Source organism: Coralloluteibacterium stylophorae (genome assembly GCF_018122625.2).
GTDB classification, from domain to species: domain Bacteria; phylum Pseudomonadota; class Gammaproteobacteria; order Xanthomonadales; family Xanthomonadaceae; genus Coralloluteibacterium; species Coralloluteibacterium stylophorae.
In genome coordinates this window covers 441254-458719 of record NZ_JAGQFT020000002.1, presented here as the reverse complement: position 1 = coordinate 458719, position 17466 = coordinate 441254, and the positions used below count along the sequence as shown (strand labels likewise).

13 protein-coding genes and 1 riboswitch are annotated in these 17466 nt (G+C 71.7%); of the genes, 6 read left to right on the top strand and 7 right to left on the bottom strand.

Annotation, left to right across the window (positions count from 1 at the left end):
- Positions 1-4: 4 nt before the first annotated feature.
- The 4 genes from KB893_RS04455 to KB893_RS04440 all read right to left on the bottom strand — a co-directional run bounded on the left by KB893_RS04455 (position 5) and on the right by KB893_RS04440 (position 4547).
- Positions 5-160, bottom strand: coding sequence for a hypothetical protein (locus KB893_RS04455; RefSeq protein ID WP_213173473.1), 156 nt, complete (start codon positions 158-160; stop codon positions 5-7).
- Positions 161-165: 5 nt separating this feature from the next.
- Entirely contained in the window at positions 166-1350 is a 1185-nt protein-coding gene (locus KB893_RS04450; protein WP_213173472.1) for an NHL repeat-containing protein, read from the bottom strand.
- Between the two features lie 17 nt (positions 1351-1367).
- A complete protein-coding gene (locus KB893_RS04445; RefSeq protein WP_213173471.1) occupies positions 1368-4190 on the bottom strand; it encodes a TonB-dependent receptor in 2823 nt (940 codons plus the stop codon).
- Positions 4191-4319: 129 nt separating this feature from the next.
- The gene (locus KB893_RS04440) at positions 4320-4547 is read right to left on the bottom strand and encodes a glutaredoxin family protein (protein WP_211926389.1); all 228 of its coding nucleotides are present in this window, start codon (positions 4545-4547) and stop codon (positions 4320-4322) included.
- Positions 4548-4640: 93 nt separating this feature from the next.
- On the opposite strand from KB893_RS04440, the gene KB893_RS04435 reads away from it, so the two are divergent.
- The 3 genes from KB893_RS04435 (at position 4641) to KB893_RS04425 (ending at position 10715) form a co-directional block, all read left to right on the top strand.
- The gene (locus KB893_RS04435; RefSeq protein WP_211926390.1) at positions 4641-6023 is read left to right on the top strand and encodes an L-serine ammonia-lyase; all 1383 of its coding nucleotides are present in this window, start codon (positions 4641-4643) and stop codon (positions 6021-6023) included.
- A 111-nt stretch (positions 6024-6134) separates the two neighbouring features.
- Positions 6135-8948, top strand: a complete 2814-nt coding sequence (locus tag KB893_RS04430; RefSeq protein ID WP_211926391.1) for a TonB-dependent receptor — start codon at positions 6135-6137, stop codon at positions 8946-8948.
- Between the two features lie 216 nt (positions 8949-9164).
- A complete protein-coding gene (locus tag KB893_RS04425) occupies positions 9165-10715 on the top strand; it encodes a sulfatase family protein (protein ID WP_211926392.1) in 1551 nt (516 codons plus the stop codon).
- A 12-nt stretch (positions 10716-10727) separates the two neighbouring features.
- Here KB893_RS04425 and KB893_RS04420 read toward each other — a convergent pair whose 3' ends face one another.
- Genes KB893_RS04420 through metX form a run of 3 tightly spaced genes read right to left on the bottom strand, consistent with a single transcriptional unit; the run spans position 10728 to position 14043 of the window.
- Positions 10728-11789, bottom strand: a complete 1062-nt coding sequence (locus KB893_RS04420) for a homoserine dehydrogenase family protein (protein WP_213173470.1) — start codon at positions 11787-11789, stop codon at positions 10728-10730.
- Positions 11786-12991: an O-succinylhomoserine (thiol)-lyase gene (locus KB893_RS04415; protein ID WP_211926394.1), complete on the bottom strand. Its 1206-nt coding sequence runs from the start codon at positions 12989-12991 to the stop codon at positions 11786-11788. Before KB893_RS04415 ends, KB893_RS04420 begins: the two co-directional genes overlap by 4 nt.
- On the bottom strand, positions 12988-14043 hold the full coding sequence (metX, locus tag KB893_RS04410; RefSeq protein WP_213173469.1) for a homoserine O-succinyltransferase MetX: 1056 nt from the start codon (positions 14041-14043) through the stop codon (positions 12988-12990). The genes KB893_RS04415 and metX overlap by 4 nt, the downstream gene beginning before the upstream one ends.
- A gap of 95 nt (positions 14044-14138) precedes the next feature.
- Positions 14139-14262: riboswitch (SAM riboswitch) on the bottom strand.
- A 105-nt stretch (positions 14263-14367) separates the two neighbouring features.
- Between metX and KB893_RS04405 the strand changes: the two genes are divergently transcribed.
- From KB893_RS04405 to KB893_RS04395, 3 genes are all read left to right on the top strand, one after another.
- Positions 14368-15078 (top strand): hypothetical protein, encoded by a 711-nt coding sequence (locus KB893_RS04405; RefSeq protein WP_211926396.1) that lies wholly within the window; start codon positions 14368-14370, stop codon positions 15076-15078.
- Positions 15079-15103: 25 nt separating this feature from the next.
- Positions 15104-16483, top strand: coding sequence for a phospholipase effector Tle1 domain-containing protein (locus tag KB893_RS04400; protein WP_211926397.1), 1380 nt, complete (start codon positions 15104-15106; stop codon positions 16481-16483).
- A gap of 128 nt (positions 16484-16611) precedes the next feature.
- A complete protein-coding gene (locus tag KB893_RS04395) occupies positions 16612-17457 on the top strand; it encodes a M23 family metallopeptidase (protein ID WP_246505399.1) in 846 nt (281 codons plus the stop codon).
- Positions 17458-17466 lie beyond the last annotated feature (9 nt).

The window sequence follows — 17466 nt, the reverse complement described above, 5'->3', positions numbered from 1 at the left end:
GGGTTCAGCGCGCCGCCGCGCTTTCGGCGACCGTCGCGACCGCCGCCGGTACGCCCTGCGGCTCCGCCCGCGCCTCGGCCACGGCCCAGGAGGCCGCGGCCAGCGCCAGCACCGTCATCACCAGCACGCGCCCGCCGGGCCCGATGTTCGGCTTGAGCATCGCGGTCACTCCGTGGTGCAGGACGGCAGCGACAGCGTGCCGGCGATGTCGCGCCAGTCCAGCGCGACGACGCCCTGGTCGTCGTGCACGGCGAACAGCGCACCCTGCGGGAACCGCTCGGATGAGCCGCCGAGCCAGATGCCGTCGGTGTTCGCGACCCGGGCGCCGGCGACCGCGCCGACGTGCTCCAGGCTGTCCCGCGCGAACAGGTGGAACACGGTGCGCTCCTTGCCCTGCTCGGTGGTGACCCACCAGCCGCCATCGCCTGCGCAGGCCTTGAGCGCGATGCCCTCGGCCTGCGCCGCGATCATGTCGCCGCCGAAGGTGCGCCCGGAGAACGTGCCGTCGAGCGTGTAGATCTTGATCTCGTTGGCGTAGCTCTCGTCCTCCTCGGCGATGAGCAGGCGGTCGTTGGCCGCATCGCCCCAGATCGACTCGACGATGCGCAGCGCGCCCGCCTCGCCGGTGTCGCCGAAGGCGCCGGCCAGGCGCGCCTCGAGGCCCTCGCCCTGGCGCACGAGTTCGTAGCGCTTGATGCGGCGGTCGAGTTCGCCCAGCGGCGGCAGGATGTCCTCGCCCTCGGCGTCCTCGCCGGCCATGTAGGCGTCGGTGACGTAGAGCGTGTAGCCGGCGTCGGTCGGACGCACCCACAGGCCGTAGGGCTTGAGCAGGTCGTCGGCGCCGAAGCTCGCGACGTGGCCGAAGTCGGGCAGCCTCAGCACCTGCACGCGGTGGTTGTCGCGCTCGACCACGAACAGCAGGTCGTCGACCACGGCCACGCCGTTGGGGCGGTCGAACTGGACCTCGCCGGTGCCGTGGCTGCCGACGGTGCGCAGGGTCGCGCCGGTCGCGGCGTCGTAGATCACCAGGCGGTCGGTGGCCTTGGCCGTGGCGATCACCCAGCCGCTGCCGTCGGGCGCGGTCCAGCTGGCAGGCGAATCGATGTTGTCGGCGGGATCCAACGCGCTCACCCAGGCTTCCTGCACGACCGGCAGGTCGCGCTGGTCCGGCGCGGCCGGCGCATCGCCGCCGCGGCCCTCGTCGGCATCGGCCTCGTCGGTGGGCGTCGCCGCCGCGGCGGTCTCCGCAGGCGCCTCGGCTCCGGCCGTGGCGGCGGGATCGGGGCCGGTGCAGGCGCCGAGCGACAGCGCCAGCAGGATGGCGGCGGTGAGATGCGGGATGGCCTTCATGGTGTCTCCTCGTCCGGTCACAGGTTGATCCGCACGCCGGCGGTATAGGTGCGCTCGTAGACTTCGTACTGCAGGGTGTTGGCGCGCTCGCCCTGGTAGAGCTCCAGCGGCTCGTCGAGCAGGTTCGAGGCCTCGAAGTACAGCTCCCAGTTCCGGTCCACCGCGTAGTTGAGGGTGAAATCGAGCTGGGTGTGCGGCGCGACGTAGACGTCGAAGATCGGCGCGTCGCCCACCTCCTCCAGGTACTCGCTGCGGTACTGCGCGGCCAGGCGCGCGCTCAGGCCGAAGTTCTCGTAGCCGAGGTAGGCGCTGTAGACGCGGTCGGAGGCGCGCGGCAGGTCGAAGTCCTCGTCGCGGCCGTTGATGCCGGCGTCGAAGGTCGCGTCCAGGAAGGTCGCACTGACGCCGTAGAGCAGGCCGGCCCAGGCGCCCGGCAGCACGTCGAGCTGCTGCTGCGCGTTGAACTCCAGGCCCTTGACCGTGGCCTCGCGCCCGTTCACCGCCCGGGTCACGTCGAAGCCGGGGAACTGCGGGTCGTCGCGGGTCGTGGTCTCGACGATGTAGCCGTCGATCGACTTGTGGAACAGGCCCAGCGAGACGATGCCGGAGTTGCCGATGTAGCGCTCGACCGAGACGTCGAGGTTCTGCGACTCGTAGGGATCGAGGTCGGGATTGCCGGCCTCGACCTCCTCGTCCTCGCGGTTCACCGCCAGCCGCGGCGAGGCGTCGCCGAAGCCGGGCCGCGAGATCGTCTCGGTGTAGGCGCCGCGCAGCACCCAGTCGTTGGCCCCGTCGTAGCGCAGGTGCAGGCCGGGCAGGACCGAGGTGTAGCTGTTGGAGGCGCTGCGCGCGCCGATCGACACCAGCGCCGGATCGCCGTCGACCTCCTCGGTCTCGATCGCCACGCCGGTGGTGTCGAAATCGGTGCGCTCGGCGCGCACGCCGGCGATCACGCGCAGGGCGTCGAACTCGAAGGTGCCCATGAAGTAGCCGGCGGCGATGTCCTCGCTGGCGGTGTAGTCCTCGCCGCGCGAGAGCAGGAGGTTCTCGACCGCGTCCTGCTCGCGCTCGCCCACCTCGCCGCGGTTGGCGCGCAGCCAGGCCAGCATGGCGGCCGAATCGATGCCGTCGCCGAGGTCGCCGAAGCGGTAGTCGCGGGCGCCGGTCGTCCATTCGCCGAGGCTGAGGTCGGGCACGTCGCGCAGCTCCATCTCGCTGGAATCGGCCTTGCGGTCGCGCCAGCGGCCGAGCAGGCCGGTCTTCCAGGTGATGCCGGCGGCGTCGAAGTCGACGTTGAAGGCGGCGCTGAGCTCGCGGTCGTCGACCACGGTCGGGCTCGGAATGAAGCGGTCGAGCACGTAGGCGTCGTTGTCGAGGTAGTCCGCGCCGGCCGGGTCGATCAGCTCGAAGGTGGGGATGCCCGCGCTCTGGTCGAGCTCCACGGCCAGCGGATCGGCGTCGTACTCGAAGCGGGCCTCGATCTCGTCGAGCACCCGCTCGTGGGTCTGCGTGTAGCCGATGCGGTAGTCGATGGCCGAGGCGTCGAAGCGGTTCTCGCCGCCGGTGGTGACGGCGAAGGTGTCCTGCTCCTTGGTCCGCCAGCGGATGCGGCGACCGAACTCGTCGGCATCGATCCCGCCGATGGTGTAGCGCTCGCCGTCGCTGCCGAGGAGCTCGCCGCCGTCGAAGTTGTAGACGCTGCTCTGCCGGGTCTCGGCGTCGGTGAAGTCGCTGTAGAGCATGCGCACGTAGTAGGCGTTGTCGGCGTCCGGGCGCAGGTCGATGTTGAGGTTGGTGCCGAAGCGCTCGCGGTCGACCATGTACTTGCGCTGCTGGATCTGCTGCGCGATCAGAGGGCCGCCCTCGTCGGCGTCGCCGAAGGGGTAGTCGTACTCGGCCTCGACGTTGTCGCTCTCGTACTCGCGGTCCTGGAACGAGGCGCCGAAGGCGATGCCGAGGGTGCCGTCGAACTGGTCGGAGTAGTTGAACGAGGCCTTGGGATTGGTGTTGCCGCTGAGCTCGTTGTAGCCGGCCTCGACGCGGCCACGGAGGCTGCGGCCCTCGCGGTCGAAGCCGGACGCCGACTCGATGTTGATGCTGCCGCCGATCGAGTCGCCGGGCATGTCCGGCGTCGGCGCCTTGACCACGGTGATGCGCTCGGTCGAGTCCGAGGGGATCACGTCGAGCGTCGCCGAGCGCACCGCGTCCTCGGGCGTGCCGATGGCCTGGCCGTTGACGGTGACGCTGTTGAGCGCCGAATCCAGGCCGCGGATGGTGACGAAGCGGCCCTCACCCTGGTCGCGGGTGATGCTGACGCCGGGCACGCGCTGCAGCGACTCGGCCACGTTCTGGTCCGGGTAGCGGCCCATCGAGTCGGCCGAGACCACGTCCGCGATCGCGTCGGCGGCGCGCTTGTCGTTGACCGCGCGGCGGCGCGATTCGTACTGGCCGCGCACCACGATCTGGTCGAGGCGCTGCGCCTCGCCGTCGACGGCGAGCACCACGTCGAGCCGGCGCAGCCCGCTGCCGGGCTCGAGCCGCCGCGTTGCCGGCACCTGGCCCGCCCCCTGGAAGCTCAGCACCTGCGCGTCCTGGCCGACGCCGTCCAGGCGATAGCCGCCGTCGGCGCCGGTCAGCGCGCTGGCGCGTCCGCCGAGCACCTCCACCCGCACGCCTCCGACGCCGCGGCCTGCGCCGTCGGTGACGCGACCGGCGACGGCGCCGGCTTCCTGCGCGAATGCGACGCCGGTGTTGCCGGACCATGGCAGCGGGAGCGCGCCGCTGCCGACGGCGGCGAGCGCGATGGAGACGGCCATGCAGAGACGACGCTTGGAATGCACGTGCGGATCCTTCGGACCTGAGACGAAGCCGCGCACGCTAGGCATCGCGTCTGACGGCTGGATGACAGCCGGATGACCCGCACGCGACACCGTGTCATCTGCCGCACATCAAACCGTCGCGCTGGCGCCTCAGCCGGCGAGGTAGCGGCGCACGGCGTCGGCGTCGAAGGGCCAGCCGAGGTCGTGGTCGCGCGCATCGTCGTGGAGCACCGGCACGCGTGCGCCGTAGCGCGCCTCGAGCTCCGCCTCGCCATCGATCCACACCGTCTCGAACTCTGGCGCGCGCGCGGCGGCGAGGACGTCCAGCGCGCGGTCGCACAGGGGGCAGTCGTCGCGCTGGTAGAGGATCAGGGCCATGTCGCGGTGCAAGGTCGGAATGGGACGCGCAGCCGCCTAGAATAGCCGGCTCGCCCGCAGCCGCGGGCGCCGCCGCACGCAGCCGCTTCCGCCATGGCAGTCAGCATCTTCGACCTCTTCAAGATCGGCATCGGGCCGTCGTCCTCGCACACCGTGGGGCCGATGCGCGCGGGCGCACGCTTCGTCGAGCGCTGGCTGGCCGAGGCCGGCCAGCTCGCGCGCTGCGCGCGGATCCGCGGCGAACTCTACGGCTCGCTCGCGCTCACCGGCCGCGGCCACGGCACCGACAAGGCGGTGCTGCTGGGGCTGGAGGGGCACTGGCCCGACCGGGTCGACCCCGATGCCATTCCCGGCATCCTCGAGCGCATCCGCGACCAGAAGCGGCTGAACCTGGGCGGCAGCCACGGGATCCGCTTCGACGAGAAGCGCGACCTGGTCTTCAACAAGCGCCAGAAGCTGCCCTTCCATACCAACGGCATGCGCTTCACCGCCTACGACGACGCCGACCAGGTGCTGGCGACGCGCGACTACTATTCGGTCGGCGGCGGCTTCGTGGTCAACAACGACGAGGCGGCCGAGGACCGCATCGTCGCCGACGACACCCCGGTGCCCTACCCGTTCTCCAGCGGCGACGAGCTGATCGGCCGCGCCAACGAGACCGGCCTGAGCATCGCCCGGATGATGCTGGCCAACGAGCGCTCCTGGCGCAGCGAGGAGGAGATCCGCGGCGGCCTGCTCGCGCTGTGGCAGGCGATGCAGGACTGCGTGGCGCGCGGCCTGCGCCAGTCCGGCACCCTGCCCGGCGGCCTCAACGTCGGCCGCCGCGCGCCGGTGCTGCACCGCGAGCTGTCCGAGCGCCCCGAGGCGGGCATGCGCGACCCGCTGACCATCCTCGACTGGGTCAACCTCTACGCGCTCGCGGTCAACGAGGAGAACGCCGCCGGCGGGCGCGTGGTGACCGCGCCCACCAACGGCGCGGCCGGGATCATCCCCGCGGTGCTGCACTACTACGACCGCTTCTGCCCGAAGTCCGACGAGGCCGGGGTCATGGACTTCCTGCTGACCGCGGGCGCGATCGGCATCCTGTACAAGGAGAACGCCTCGATCTCCGGCGCCGAGGTCGGCTGCCAGGGCGAGGTCGGCGTCGCCTGCTCGATGGCCGCCGCCGGCCTCACCGCCGCGCTCGGCGGCACGCCCAACCAGATCGAGAACGCCGCCGAGATCGGCATGGAGCACAACCTCGGCCTGACCTGCGACCCTATCGGCGGCCTGGTGCAGATCCCCTGCATCGAGCGCAACGCCATGGGCGCGGTCAAGGCCATCAACGCCAGCCGCATGGCCATGCGCGGCGACGGCAAGCACAAGGTGTCGCTCGACAAGGTCATCAGGACCATGCGCGACACCGGGCGCGACATGCAGGACAAGTACAAGGAAACCTCGCGAGGTGGGCTCGCGGTCAACGTGATCGAGTGCTGACGGCCGTGTGACACGCGGTCATCCGCCTGTCACCGGAACGGTCGAGCATCGGCGGCCGTCGCGGGGCGGGGAGGTCCGGCGACGCCGTCCCTGGTCGTTCCCGGAGTCCGCATGTCGTCCCGTCCGTTCCAGCGCCACCCGATCGCGGTGGCCGTCGCCGCGTCCCTGCTCGCCACCCTGCACCTGCCGGCCACGGCCGCCACGCTGTCCGGCCGCGTCACCGCCGCCGACGGCAGCGTCGGCTTCGAGGGCGCCACCGTCCGCGTGCTCGGCGAAAACCGGCAGGCGGTCAGCGGCGACGACGGCAGCTTCCGCATCGGCGGACTGGCCGCCGGCCAATACACGCTGGAGTTCAGCTACGTCGGCGCGGCACCGGTACAGAGCGTGGTCGAGGTGATCGAGCCGGGCATCGCCATGGGCGACGTCGCGCTCGGCGCCGCGGCCACCGCGGCACGCCTCGACTCGCTGCTGGTCGTCGGCCAGACCGCCGGGCAGGCCGCCGCGCTGAGCCAGCAGCGCGCCGCCGACAACCTGGTGTCGATCGTGTCCGCCGACGCGATCGGCCAGTTCCCGGACCAGAACGTCGCCGAATCGCTGCAGCGCCTGCCCGGCGTATCGCTCGAACGCGACCAGGGCGAGGGCCGCTTCGTCGTCCTGCGCGGCCTCGACGCCTCGCTCAACAGCACCAGCATCAACGGCGTGCGCGTGCCCGGACCCGAGGACGACTCCCGCGCGGTCAACCTCGACGTCGTCTCCTCGGATCTCCTGGAGACGCTGGAGGTGGTCAAGACGGTGACGCCGGACATGGACGGCGACGCGGTCGGCGGGCACATCGAGATCAAGAGCCTCACCGCCTTCGACCGCTCCGGACGCAGCATCGGCGGCCGCGTCGAGGCCAGCCACAACCAGCGCCGCGACAGCACCAATCCCAAGCTCGCCGCCACCGTCACCGACCGCTTCGGCGCGGAGGACGACCTCGGCGTCGCCGCCTCGGTGAGCTGGTACGAGCGCGACTTCGCCAGCGACGGCATCGAGACCGCCAGCGCCGATTTCCTGGAGGCCCCGGACGGCAGCGAGATCAAGGGCATCGCCGAGGGCGAGCAGCGCGACTACATGATCACGCGCGAGCGCCTGAGCGCGAACCTCAACTTCGACTGGCGTCCGGGAATGGACGACGAGTTCTACTGGCGCAACCTCTACAGCCGCTTCCGCGACGACGAGGTCCAGTCCACCAACGTGTTCACCTTCGACGATGGCGACACCGTCGCCCTCGGCGAGGACGGCGGCCGCTTCGCCGGCGCCACGGTCGACAAGCTCACCGAGGCGCGCATCCAGACCCAGGACATCTTCGCCACCACGCTCGGCGGCCGCGCGTTCCGCGGGCGCTGGACGATCGACTACAGCGCGGCCTACTCGCTGGCCGAGACCGAGGAGACCGACTCCTACGGCGCCGCATGGCGCCAGGAAGGCATCGACCTCGGCTACGACATCGGCGGCGGCGGCAAGCGCCCGCACTTCTTCGCGCTCGACCCGGCCGCCTTCGAGGACGCCGCCGCGTACGCGCTCGACGAGATCGTGCTCGAGCCCTACACCACCGAGGAGACCGAGACCGCGCTGAAGCTCGACCTGCAGCGCGACTTCGACATCGGCGACAACGTCGGCTCGATCAAGTTCGGCGCCAAGTCCAGGCTGCGCGACAAGAGCGCCGACTTCGACTCGACCGTGTTCGGCGGCTACGGCGGCGACTACAGCCTCGCCGATTTCGCCCGCGCCGGGCTCGACTACCCCTATGCGCCGTTCCAGCCGATCGCCGACGCCGGCGACTTGGCCGACTTCATCGACGCCAACCGCGACGAGTTCGAGATCGACGAGGAGGAGACCGCGATCGAGCGCCAGGGCGGCGACTACCGGGTCGACGAGGACATCCACGCCGCCTACGCCATGGCCACCTTCGACCTCGGCGGCCTGCGCCTGATCGGCGGCGTGCGCGCCGAGCGCACCGAGTTCGACGCGGCCGGCACGCGCATCGAGATCGACGAGGAGAACGGCAGCGGCGATCCGGTGTTTGCACCGGTGGCCCTGGGCAGGAGCTACACCAACTGGCTGCCCGGCCTGCACGCGCGCTGGGAGCCGCGCGACGGCCTGGTCGTCCGCGCCTCCGCCAACAAGACCGTGTCGCGGCCGAACTTCGCCTACGCCGCCCCCTACCAGGTGGTGGAGATCGAGGAGGACGACGGCGACTTCGAGCGCAACGCCGAACTCGGCAACCCCGAGCTCGAGCCGCTGCGGTCGACCAACGTCGACCTGTCGGTCGAGCTCTATCCGGGCGACGTCTCGATGCTCTCGGCCGCGCTGTTCTACAAGGACATCGCCGACTTCATCGTGCTGGCCGACGTCGCCGGCAGCGGCGCCTTCGCCGACTTCGACGAGGCGATCCAGCCGCTCAACGGCGACGAGGCCTCGGTCCGCGGCCTCGAGCTCGCGTGGACGCAGAAGCTGGCCTTCCTGCCCGCCCCCTTCGACGGCATGCTGTTCTCGATCAACCATGCTTGGATCGACAGCGAATCCACCCTGCCCTCGCGCGAGGGCGAGTTCCCGCTGCCGCGACAGTCCGACCGCGTCGGCAACGTCGCCCTCGGCTACGAGAACGAGACGGTGTCACTGCGCCTGGCCGGCAACTACCGCAGCGCCTACCTGGACTCGCTGGAGGAGCTCGACGATCCGGCCTTCGACCGCTACGTCGACGACCATTTCCAGCTCGACCTGTCCGCGAAATACCGCTTCAGCGACGCCGCGCAGCTGTACTTCAACGCGATCAACCTCAACGACCGGCCGCTGTACGCCTATCTCGGCCAGCGCCGCTTCAACAGCCAGTTCGAGAGCTACGGGCGCACGTTCGAGCTGGGCCTGCAGGTCAATTTCTGAGGTCGGGGCGCGGGGGGCGGCGGCGCGTGCGGCCCCGCAGCCGCCCGCCGGCGTCGCCGGGCGGTCATGCCGGGTACGCGGGGACGCGGCTGCGCCGGAAGCGCAGGACATCCATGGGCGGCGTGCTGCGAAGCAGCATGTAAACGTTTACATCAGGCGCTAGGGTCGTCCCGTGCCTGGCGCCCCGCGCCGGCGACCACCAGACGGGAGACCCTGATGCAGCATGACCACCAGCGCCGCCGCGCGCTGCGCCTGTTCGGGGGCGGCGCCCTCGGGCTGACCGCCGCCGGCCTGGTGCCCGGCGTGATCGCCGCCGCGCGCGCCCAGAAGCCGGGCGCGGCAGCGCCGAACGTCGTCTTCATCATGACCGACGACCACGCGCAGAAGGCGCTGGGCGTCTACGGCGATCCCATCATCGCGACGCCCAACCTCGACCGCATCGGCAACGAGGGGCTTCGCTTCACCGAGTCCTTCGTGACGACCTCGCTGTGCTCGCCGAGCCGCGCCTCCTACGTGACCGGCCTCTACGCCCACAGCCACGGCGTCACCACCAACGGCGAGGAACCCGGCTGGTACGGCCAGGGCGCGCTGCGTCCGGACCAGGTCACCTGGCCGATGCTGCTGCGCGAGGCCGGCTGGCACACCGCCCTGGTCGGCAAGTGGCACATCAAGTCGGAACCCACCGGATTCGACCACTGGTCGATCCTGCCCGGCCAGGGCAGCTACTTCGACCCGGACTTCCTCATCAACGGCGAGCCGGCCAAGTTCCGCGGCCACACCGACGACGTCATCACCGACCAGGCCATGGCCTACCTGCGGCATCGGCCGAAGGACCGGCCGTTCGCGCTGTGCTTCCACTTCAAGGCGCCGCACGGGCCATGGGAGCCGGACCCGCGCTTCTACGAGAAGTTCGCCGACGTCGAGTTCCCCTATCCGGTCGGCTTCGGCAAGCCGCAGCCGGAAGGCGCGCCGGAGGCCTTCTCCAGGACCACGCAGGAGATGGAGGACATGAACATGTTCTTCCGCGCCGCCGAGCGCAGGCCGCCGCAGGTCGACGAGGACCTGCCCGAGGACGAGCGCCTGCGCGCGGTCTACCAGGCCTACCTGCGCAACTACTACCGGGTGCTGCTCGGCGTCGACGAGAACGTGGGCCGGGTGCTCGACTTCCTCGACGCCGAAGGGCTCGCCGACAACACGATCGTCGTCTACACCTCGGACAACGGCAATTTCCTGGGCGAGCACAACTTCTGGGACAAGCGCCAGATGCTGGAGCCCTCGATCCGGGTGCCGATGATGCTGCGCTGGCCCGAAAGGATCCGCCCCGGCCGCGTGGACGCCGAGCACATGGTGCTCAACATCGACGTGGCCCCGACCCTGCTCGACCTGGCCGGCCAGGCGCCGCCGCCGTGGATGCAGGGCGAAAGCTGGAAGCCCTTCCTGCTCGATGCCGACGCCGAGGTCGCCTGGCGCGACGCCTTCCTCTACGAATGGTTCGAGTACCCGGCGGTGCATTGCGCGCGCAAGCACCGCGGCGTCCGCACCGCCAGGTGGAAGCTCATGCACTTCTACCAGGAGCCCGACGAGTGGGCGCTCTACGACCTGGAGAACGATCCCGACGAACAGCGCAACCTGATCGACGACCCCGCGCACGCGACCACGGTCACCCTGCTCAGGCAGCGCCTGGCGCAGTTGCGTGCCGAGACCGGCGACATCGATCCGCCCGGCGCGGTCGCGCCCGCGCTGGAGCCGGGCAAATGCCCGGCCTGAGCACCGGGCGGATCAGCCGGCGGCGATGCGCAGCACGTCGTCCAGCAGCGCGGCGGCGGTGACCTCGGCGCCGGCGCCCGGGCCCTGGATCACCAGCGGCTGCGCCGGATAGCGGTCCGACCAGATCGCCACGCGGTTGTCGGTGCCCTCGCCGCCGGCGAGCGGATGCGTCGGCGCGAGCACGCGCAGGCCCACCGTCGCACCGGCCGCGTCGACGCGGCCCACCATCCGCAGCACGCCGCCGTCGCGGCGCGCCTCGGCGAGCCGGTCCGCGAGCGGGACGTCGAGGGCGCGCCATGCCTCGTCGGCGACCTCGCCCTGCACCGACGCCAGGGCCGCGGGGACCAGCGAGCGCACCGCGACCGCCTCGGCCGCGATCGGCCAGCCGGCGGCACGGGCCAGGATCAGCAGCTTGCGGCGCACGTCCTCGCCGGAAAGGTCGATGCGCGGGTCCGGCTCGGTGTAGCCGGCCTCGCGCGCGGCGCGCAGGCGCGCGGAGAACGGCTCGCGGCCGTCGTAGCCGTTGAACAGCCAGGCCAGCGAGCCCGACAGCACGCCCTCGATCGCATGCACGCGGTCGCCGCCGGCGACCAGCGTGCGCAGGCTGGCCAGCAGCGGCAGGCCCGCGCCCACCGTGGCGCCATCGCCGTAGCGGCTGCGGTGCCGCGCCTGCGCATCGCAGATCGCGCGCGAGCGGTCGATCCCGGCGCCGTGGCCGAGCTTGTTGGCGGTGACGACGTGGATGCCGCGCGCGAGCCACTCCGCGTGGCGTGCGGCGACGGCGTCGCTGGCGGTGGCGTCGACGACGATGTCGCCGCGCTCGATCGCCGCCAGCACGTGGCCCGCGGCGCCCTGCGGCGCCGCCCGGGCCGCGTCCAGCGCGGTGCCCGCATCCTCGCCGCAGCCGGCGCAGGTGCGCGAGTTGGCCAACCAGCGGAAACCCGGCAGGCCGGCCGCCGCGCCGCCGAGCCGCGCGTGCCGCGCGACGAAGGCGCTGCCGACCAGGCCGGTGCCGAGCAGGGCGAGGCGCGGCGCCGGAACCGGTGTCGTCGCCGCCGTCGCGAGCGCGCTCATGCGTCGACCCGCCGCGCCTGCGCGGCCGCGGCGGCACCGGCCGCGGCGAGCCCGGCGGCGATGTCGGCGAGCAGATCCTCGGCCGCCTCGATGCCCACCGACAGGCGCAGCAGGCCGTCGGGGATGCCGGCGCGCGCGCGCGCCTCCGGCGTCATCGCCGCGTGGGTCATGGACGCCGGATGTGCGACGAGGCTCTCGACCCCGCCCAGCGACTCGGCCAGGGTGAAGTGGCGCAGCGCGTCGATGAAGGCGCGCACCGCCGCCTCGCCGCCGTCCAGCTCGACGCTGAGCATCGCCCCGAACCCGGCCTGCTGCCGCTTCGCCAGCGCATGCCCCGGATGCGAGGCCAGGCCCGGGTAATGCACGCGCGCCACCGCCGGATGCGCCTCGAGCGTGGCGGCCACCGCCTGCGCGTTCTCCTGGTGCACGCGCAGGCGCGCATCCAGCGTGCGCAGGCCGCGCAGGGTCAGGAAGCTGTCGAACGGCGAGCCGGTGAGGCCGAGCGCGTTCGCCCACCAGACCAGCTGCGCATGCAGTTCCGCATCGCGCGCGACGACGGCGCCGCCGACCACGTCGCTGTGGCCGTTGATGTACTTGGTCGTCGAATGCAGGACCACGTCGGCGCCGAAGGCGAGCGGGCGCTGCAGCGCCGGCGACAGGAAGGTGTTGTCGACCACCGCCAGCGCGCCGGCGCGCTGCGCGGCCTCGATGACGAAACGCAGGTCGGTGATGCGCAGCAGCGGGTTCGACGGCGTCTCGACCAGCACCAGCTTCGGCGCCGCGGCGAGCGCCTCGGCGAGCGCGCGCGGATCGGTGAGATCGGCGGTGACCAGCTCGAAATGGCCCTTGCGCGCGAGCGCGTCGAACAGCCGCCAGCTGCCGCCGTAGGCGTCGTGCGGCACCACCAGGCGGTCGCCGGGCGACAGCAGCGCGTTGAGCACCAGGGTGATCGCCGACATGCCGGTCGAGGTCACCACCGCGCCGGCGCCGCCCTCCAGCTCGGCCAGCGCCTCGGCGAGCAAGTCGCGGGTCGGGTTGCCGCTGCGGGTGTAGTCGTACTGCCGCTTGTTGCCGAAGCCGGCGAAGCTGAAGTTCGACGACAGCACGATCGGCGGCGTCACCGCGCCGAAGGCGGCATCGCGGTCGATGCCGGCGCGCACCGCCGCGGTGGCGGGACGACAGGGCGCATCGCCCGCGCTCATGCCCGGTCCTCCTCGCGGCAGACCAGGTCCTGCAGCGCGTCGGCCAGCACCTCGCCGATGGCGTCCACCTCCTTCAGGAAGGCGTCGTGGCCGTACTTCGAGCGCAGCACGCGCACGCGGCAGTCGGCGGCGCAGCCCTCGGCCAGCGCGTAGATCTCCTCCGGCGGCGCCAGGCGGTCGCCCTCGACCGCGAGCAGGCTCAGCGGGATGCGGATCGCGGATGCCTCGACGCGGTGCAGGTCGATCGACTCCGAGAGGCGCAGGAAGGCCGTCGCCTGCCACTTCTGCGCGTAGCGCAGGCCGCAGCTGTCGAGGTAGTCCTCGGCGGCGACCCGCACGCGGCCGTTCTCGACGGTGGCCTCGGCGGCGAAGCGATCGGCGAACTCCTCCGGCGCCCGGTAGCTCAGCATCGCGAGCTGGCGCGCCAGCGCGACGCCCTGTGCGTCCGCGCACTGCAGCTGGCCCAGCGCGACGATCTTGCGCTGGATCGCCCGCCAGGCGCTGGCATAGGGATGCGGCCGGTGCGCGCCGGACAGCGCGACCAGTTCGCCGATCCGCTCCGGGAAGCGGGCGGCGAACTGCAGGCCGACCATGGCGCCGTAGGATGCGCCGACCAGGACCTCGATCCGCGGGATCGCCAGGTGGTCCAGCACGGCGAGCAGCGCATCGGCCTGGTCCGCGGTGTCGATCGGCACGTCGAGACCACCGTCGGCTCCGAGCCAGTCGAACGACAGCACCCGCAGCCGCGCGGTATCGACCGGCCTGCCCTCGCCGACCTGCGCCTCCCACCACCCCGGCGCCGCGCAGGCGCCGTTGGCGGCGAGGTGGCGGTCGGCGGAGATGCCGCCGAGCACGGCGACCAGCGGTGCGCCTTCCGCGCCCACCAGCTCGGCGCGCAGGCGGCAGCGGGTCTCTCCGGCGTGGCGCAGGTGGAGGATGTGGTCGAACTCGATCCGCTGCGCCGCGGGCAGCGCGGTCGGAGCATCGGCATCGTCGAACAGCGACTCGCGCAGCGATTCGGCGAAGGGAGTCAGGCAGGCGTTGAGCGTCATCGGCGGATCCTCGGCAGATTGGGCAGCGCCCACCGGGACATTCCGCGGATAGAACGGTCGATCGTCGGACCAGGGCTGCACGGCAGCCATGACACGACCCATCTTCCGGTGGACGGCACGGCGTCCCCGCAGGAATTGGCACCTTGTACGGCGGCTTGCGCCACCGCAGAGGTTGCCCCGGCGTCTTCGGGCCTGTCCCTCAGCCGGTCTCGATGGAATGTCGCGCAGCCTGCCGTGCCGCCGCGGCCGTGTCAAATCCTTTCATCCGGATCATGCGATGCACTTCCGTCGGAACTGCCGCAGCCCCGACGACAGGACGCGCCGATGCCGGTTGCCCGCCACCATCCGCCGCCGCTAGAGTCGGCCGGCACTTCCGCCTCGCGGAAGCTTCGGGACGCTGTCATGGACGATGGATGCAACCTGCGGCCGACGCCACGTCGGCGCGCGCGCCCGCTCACGATCGCCCTGCTGGCGGCACTTATCACGACGACGGGATGCCAGGGCGTGACCGCGAAGACAGACGACGGACGGACGATCCGGCCGGACAACACGGTGGCGGACTGGCCGCTGAAGTTCGTGCAGCACAACTTCGGTGTGGCGTGCTATTCCACGTATGGCTGCCACATCACCTATGCGGGCCGGCTGGTGAGGGACGAGCCCGATGACCAGCTCAAGCTTTCATCCGAGTCGCTTGGCGACAAGTACCCCGACAACCTACGGGGAGGCTGGCTGGGCATCTTCAATTTCCCGCCGCCGGCAAAGGTTCGTTGGCGATCGAAGGACGGCGCATCGCACGAGGCGGACGTCGACATGGCGGTCATCTTCGCCGACCAGCTGATCCGCCACGAGGTGCCGCGCGAGGAGGTGCTCGAAGGCTCGTCGATCATGAACCCCGACATCATCCTCGAGGTCAACGACCGCACGATCAATGTCTGGATGCGCGCCTTCATCCCGATGAAGACGCCGCAGATCCCCGGCAATGAAATCAGCAACGCCAGGGACGAGCCGGTACTGGTGTGGAGCAGGACCTACTGATCCGAACACGACAGGGAGTGTCGAGATGGGCGGCGAGAAGCATCCGGACGGTGTCTCCACCGTGCCGGCGACGGCGGAAGATCTCGAGACGTATGCACGCGCAAGTCAGGAGCTGGCGGCCTTCCGGTCGCCCGTGCTGGTCAGCGACGCCCGGCCGCACGAACGGCTCTACCTCGCCGCCTTCGACGGCACCGGCAACAGCATGTTGCACGACGAGCCGGAGAGGCATACGAACGTTGCACGAATCTATCAGCAGGTCGAGCAACTAAACGACAGCGGCGTCGACACCATCCGCGGCGGCTATGTCGAGGGCGTCGGCACGCAGGGCGGGTGGTCCGGCCTGTGGGACCAGATGACCGGCCGCACCTACGATCCACGCCTGGAGGAGATGTACCTCCAGTTCGTGAGGCAGGCGCACGAATGGATGCTCAAGGATCCCGGTGCCGAGGTCCGACTCGCCACCATCGGCTTCAGCCGCGGCGGCGAGCAGGCGGCGGGCTTCACCCGCCTGGTCGAGGAGCGCGGCATCCAGAACCCGGTCGGCGCGGTGATCGAGCGCGACCGCCACGGCCTGATCACCAGCGCGACCTATCCCGGCCCGCCGCTGCGCGCGCCCGGCAGCGTGGTGCAGGCGGTCGGCCTGTTCGACCCCGTGGGCACCGGCGAGCCGCGCGACCACGACCGCCGGCCGCCGCCCGCAGTCGTGTCGGGCTTCCAGATCTGGGCCGCGGACGAATTCCGCGACCTGTTCAAGGGCACCTACATCCTCGATCCCGGGGCGACCGCCGACGGCCGCTTCCTCAGCGTCCGCGTCGCCGGCGCCCACAGCGACATCGGCCGCGGCTACGCGCTCGACGGGCTGGGCATCCGCAGTGGCAACCTGATGATCGACTACCTCAATTCGCTCAGCGACCGGCCCTTCCTGCAGAAGGCCGAGGAGCCGACGGACCCACGACGCAACGTGATCCACCGCTCCGAGGAACACCTCTTCATCTACCGCACCTCGATCCACGACCGCACCGGCGAACGTGGCCATGTGGACCTGCTCGCCCCGCCGGCGCTGTGCCGGATCGACTGCCGCGACGCGGAGCCCCGGAACGAGGTCATGGCGGCAGGCCTGACGTGGCGGCCGGTGGCGATCGGTCCCGTGCCGCCCGGCATGGCGGCGCAGATCGAGGCGCTGCCCCACGTGTCGATGGTCGGCCGCCTGCTCGAGGCGGCGCGCGAGGGCGACATCGCGAAGGTCGAGCGGCTCACCCGCGACCATGCCGCAAGTGCGGAAGGCCAGGCCTGGCTGCAGCGCGGCCAGGCGCAGTTGCAGGAGGCCGAGCGCAGCGGACCGCCACAGCCGGGCCTGCAGGTCCCGGTGCAGCAGGCCCCGGCGCAGCCGACGATGGTGTACTGACGCCGTCGTCCGCGCCTGACGACCTGCGATGGCGTGCACGCTTATGCACGCGCGTTCGATCTGGACCCCGAAGCGGCACGCATACTCCGGCGATGCCCCGCCGCCTGCCGATGCCCCGCGTGTCCTGGATGCCGCTCGTCGCCCTCGCCGCCTTCGCGGTGTCGGCGCACGCGGCGTCGCCCACCGCCACCCGTACCGTCCTGCGTACCGCCGACGGCACGCCGGAACCGGCGCAGCTGCGCACGGTGCAGAACGGGCGCCAGTTCGACGTGCTGGTGCGCAACCGCACCGCGGGGCCGCTGGAGGTCGAGGTGGCATTCGTCGAGGCCGAGAACATGCGCAGCCTGCCCGACCTGCCCACGCGTGCCGTGCTCGGCGCGCACGAGGAACGGCTGGTCGCGCGGCTCGCGGTGCGCGATGCGCGCCTGCCGGCGCGGCACCGGATGGCGGCGCGCAGCGCGCCTGGCGACCCGGCGGCGACGGCGGCGGACGTCGACTACCTGCAGCCCTTCGCGGGCAGCGCTGCCGTCGCCCAGGGCTGGTTCGGCGGGTTCAGCCATGCCACCGGCGAGTCGCGCTACGCAGTGGACTTCGCCCTTCCCCCGGGCACGCCGGTCCTGGCGGCGCGGGCGGGCACGGTGATGCAGGTCGAGAGCGGCTTCGTCGAGGGCGGTACCGACCCGGCGCTTGCGCGCCGGGCCAATGTCGTGCGGGTGCTGCACGAGGACGGCAGCATGGCGCTATACGCCCACCTCGCCGCCGACGGCATCGCGGTCGGTGCCGGCCAGCACGTGGAGGCGGGGGACGTGCTTGCGCTCTCCGGCGATACCGGCTTCTCGAGCGGACCGCACCTGCACTTCGCGGTGCAGGTCAACCGCGGCATGCGCGTGGAGTCGGTGCCGTTCCGCATGGAGGGGCTGGATGCGGCGACGACGCCGGTGGCGACCGGCGCACCCGGCGCCGGTGGCCGCTAGCAACCGCCG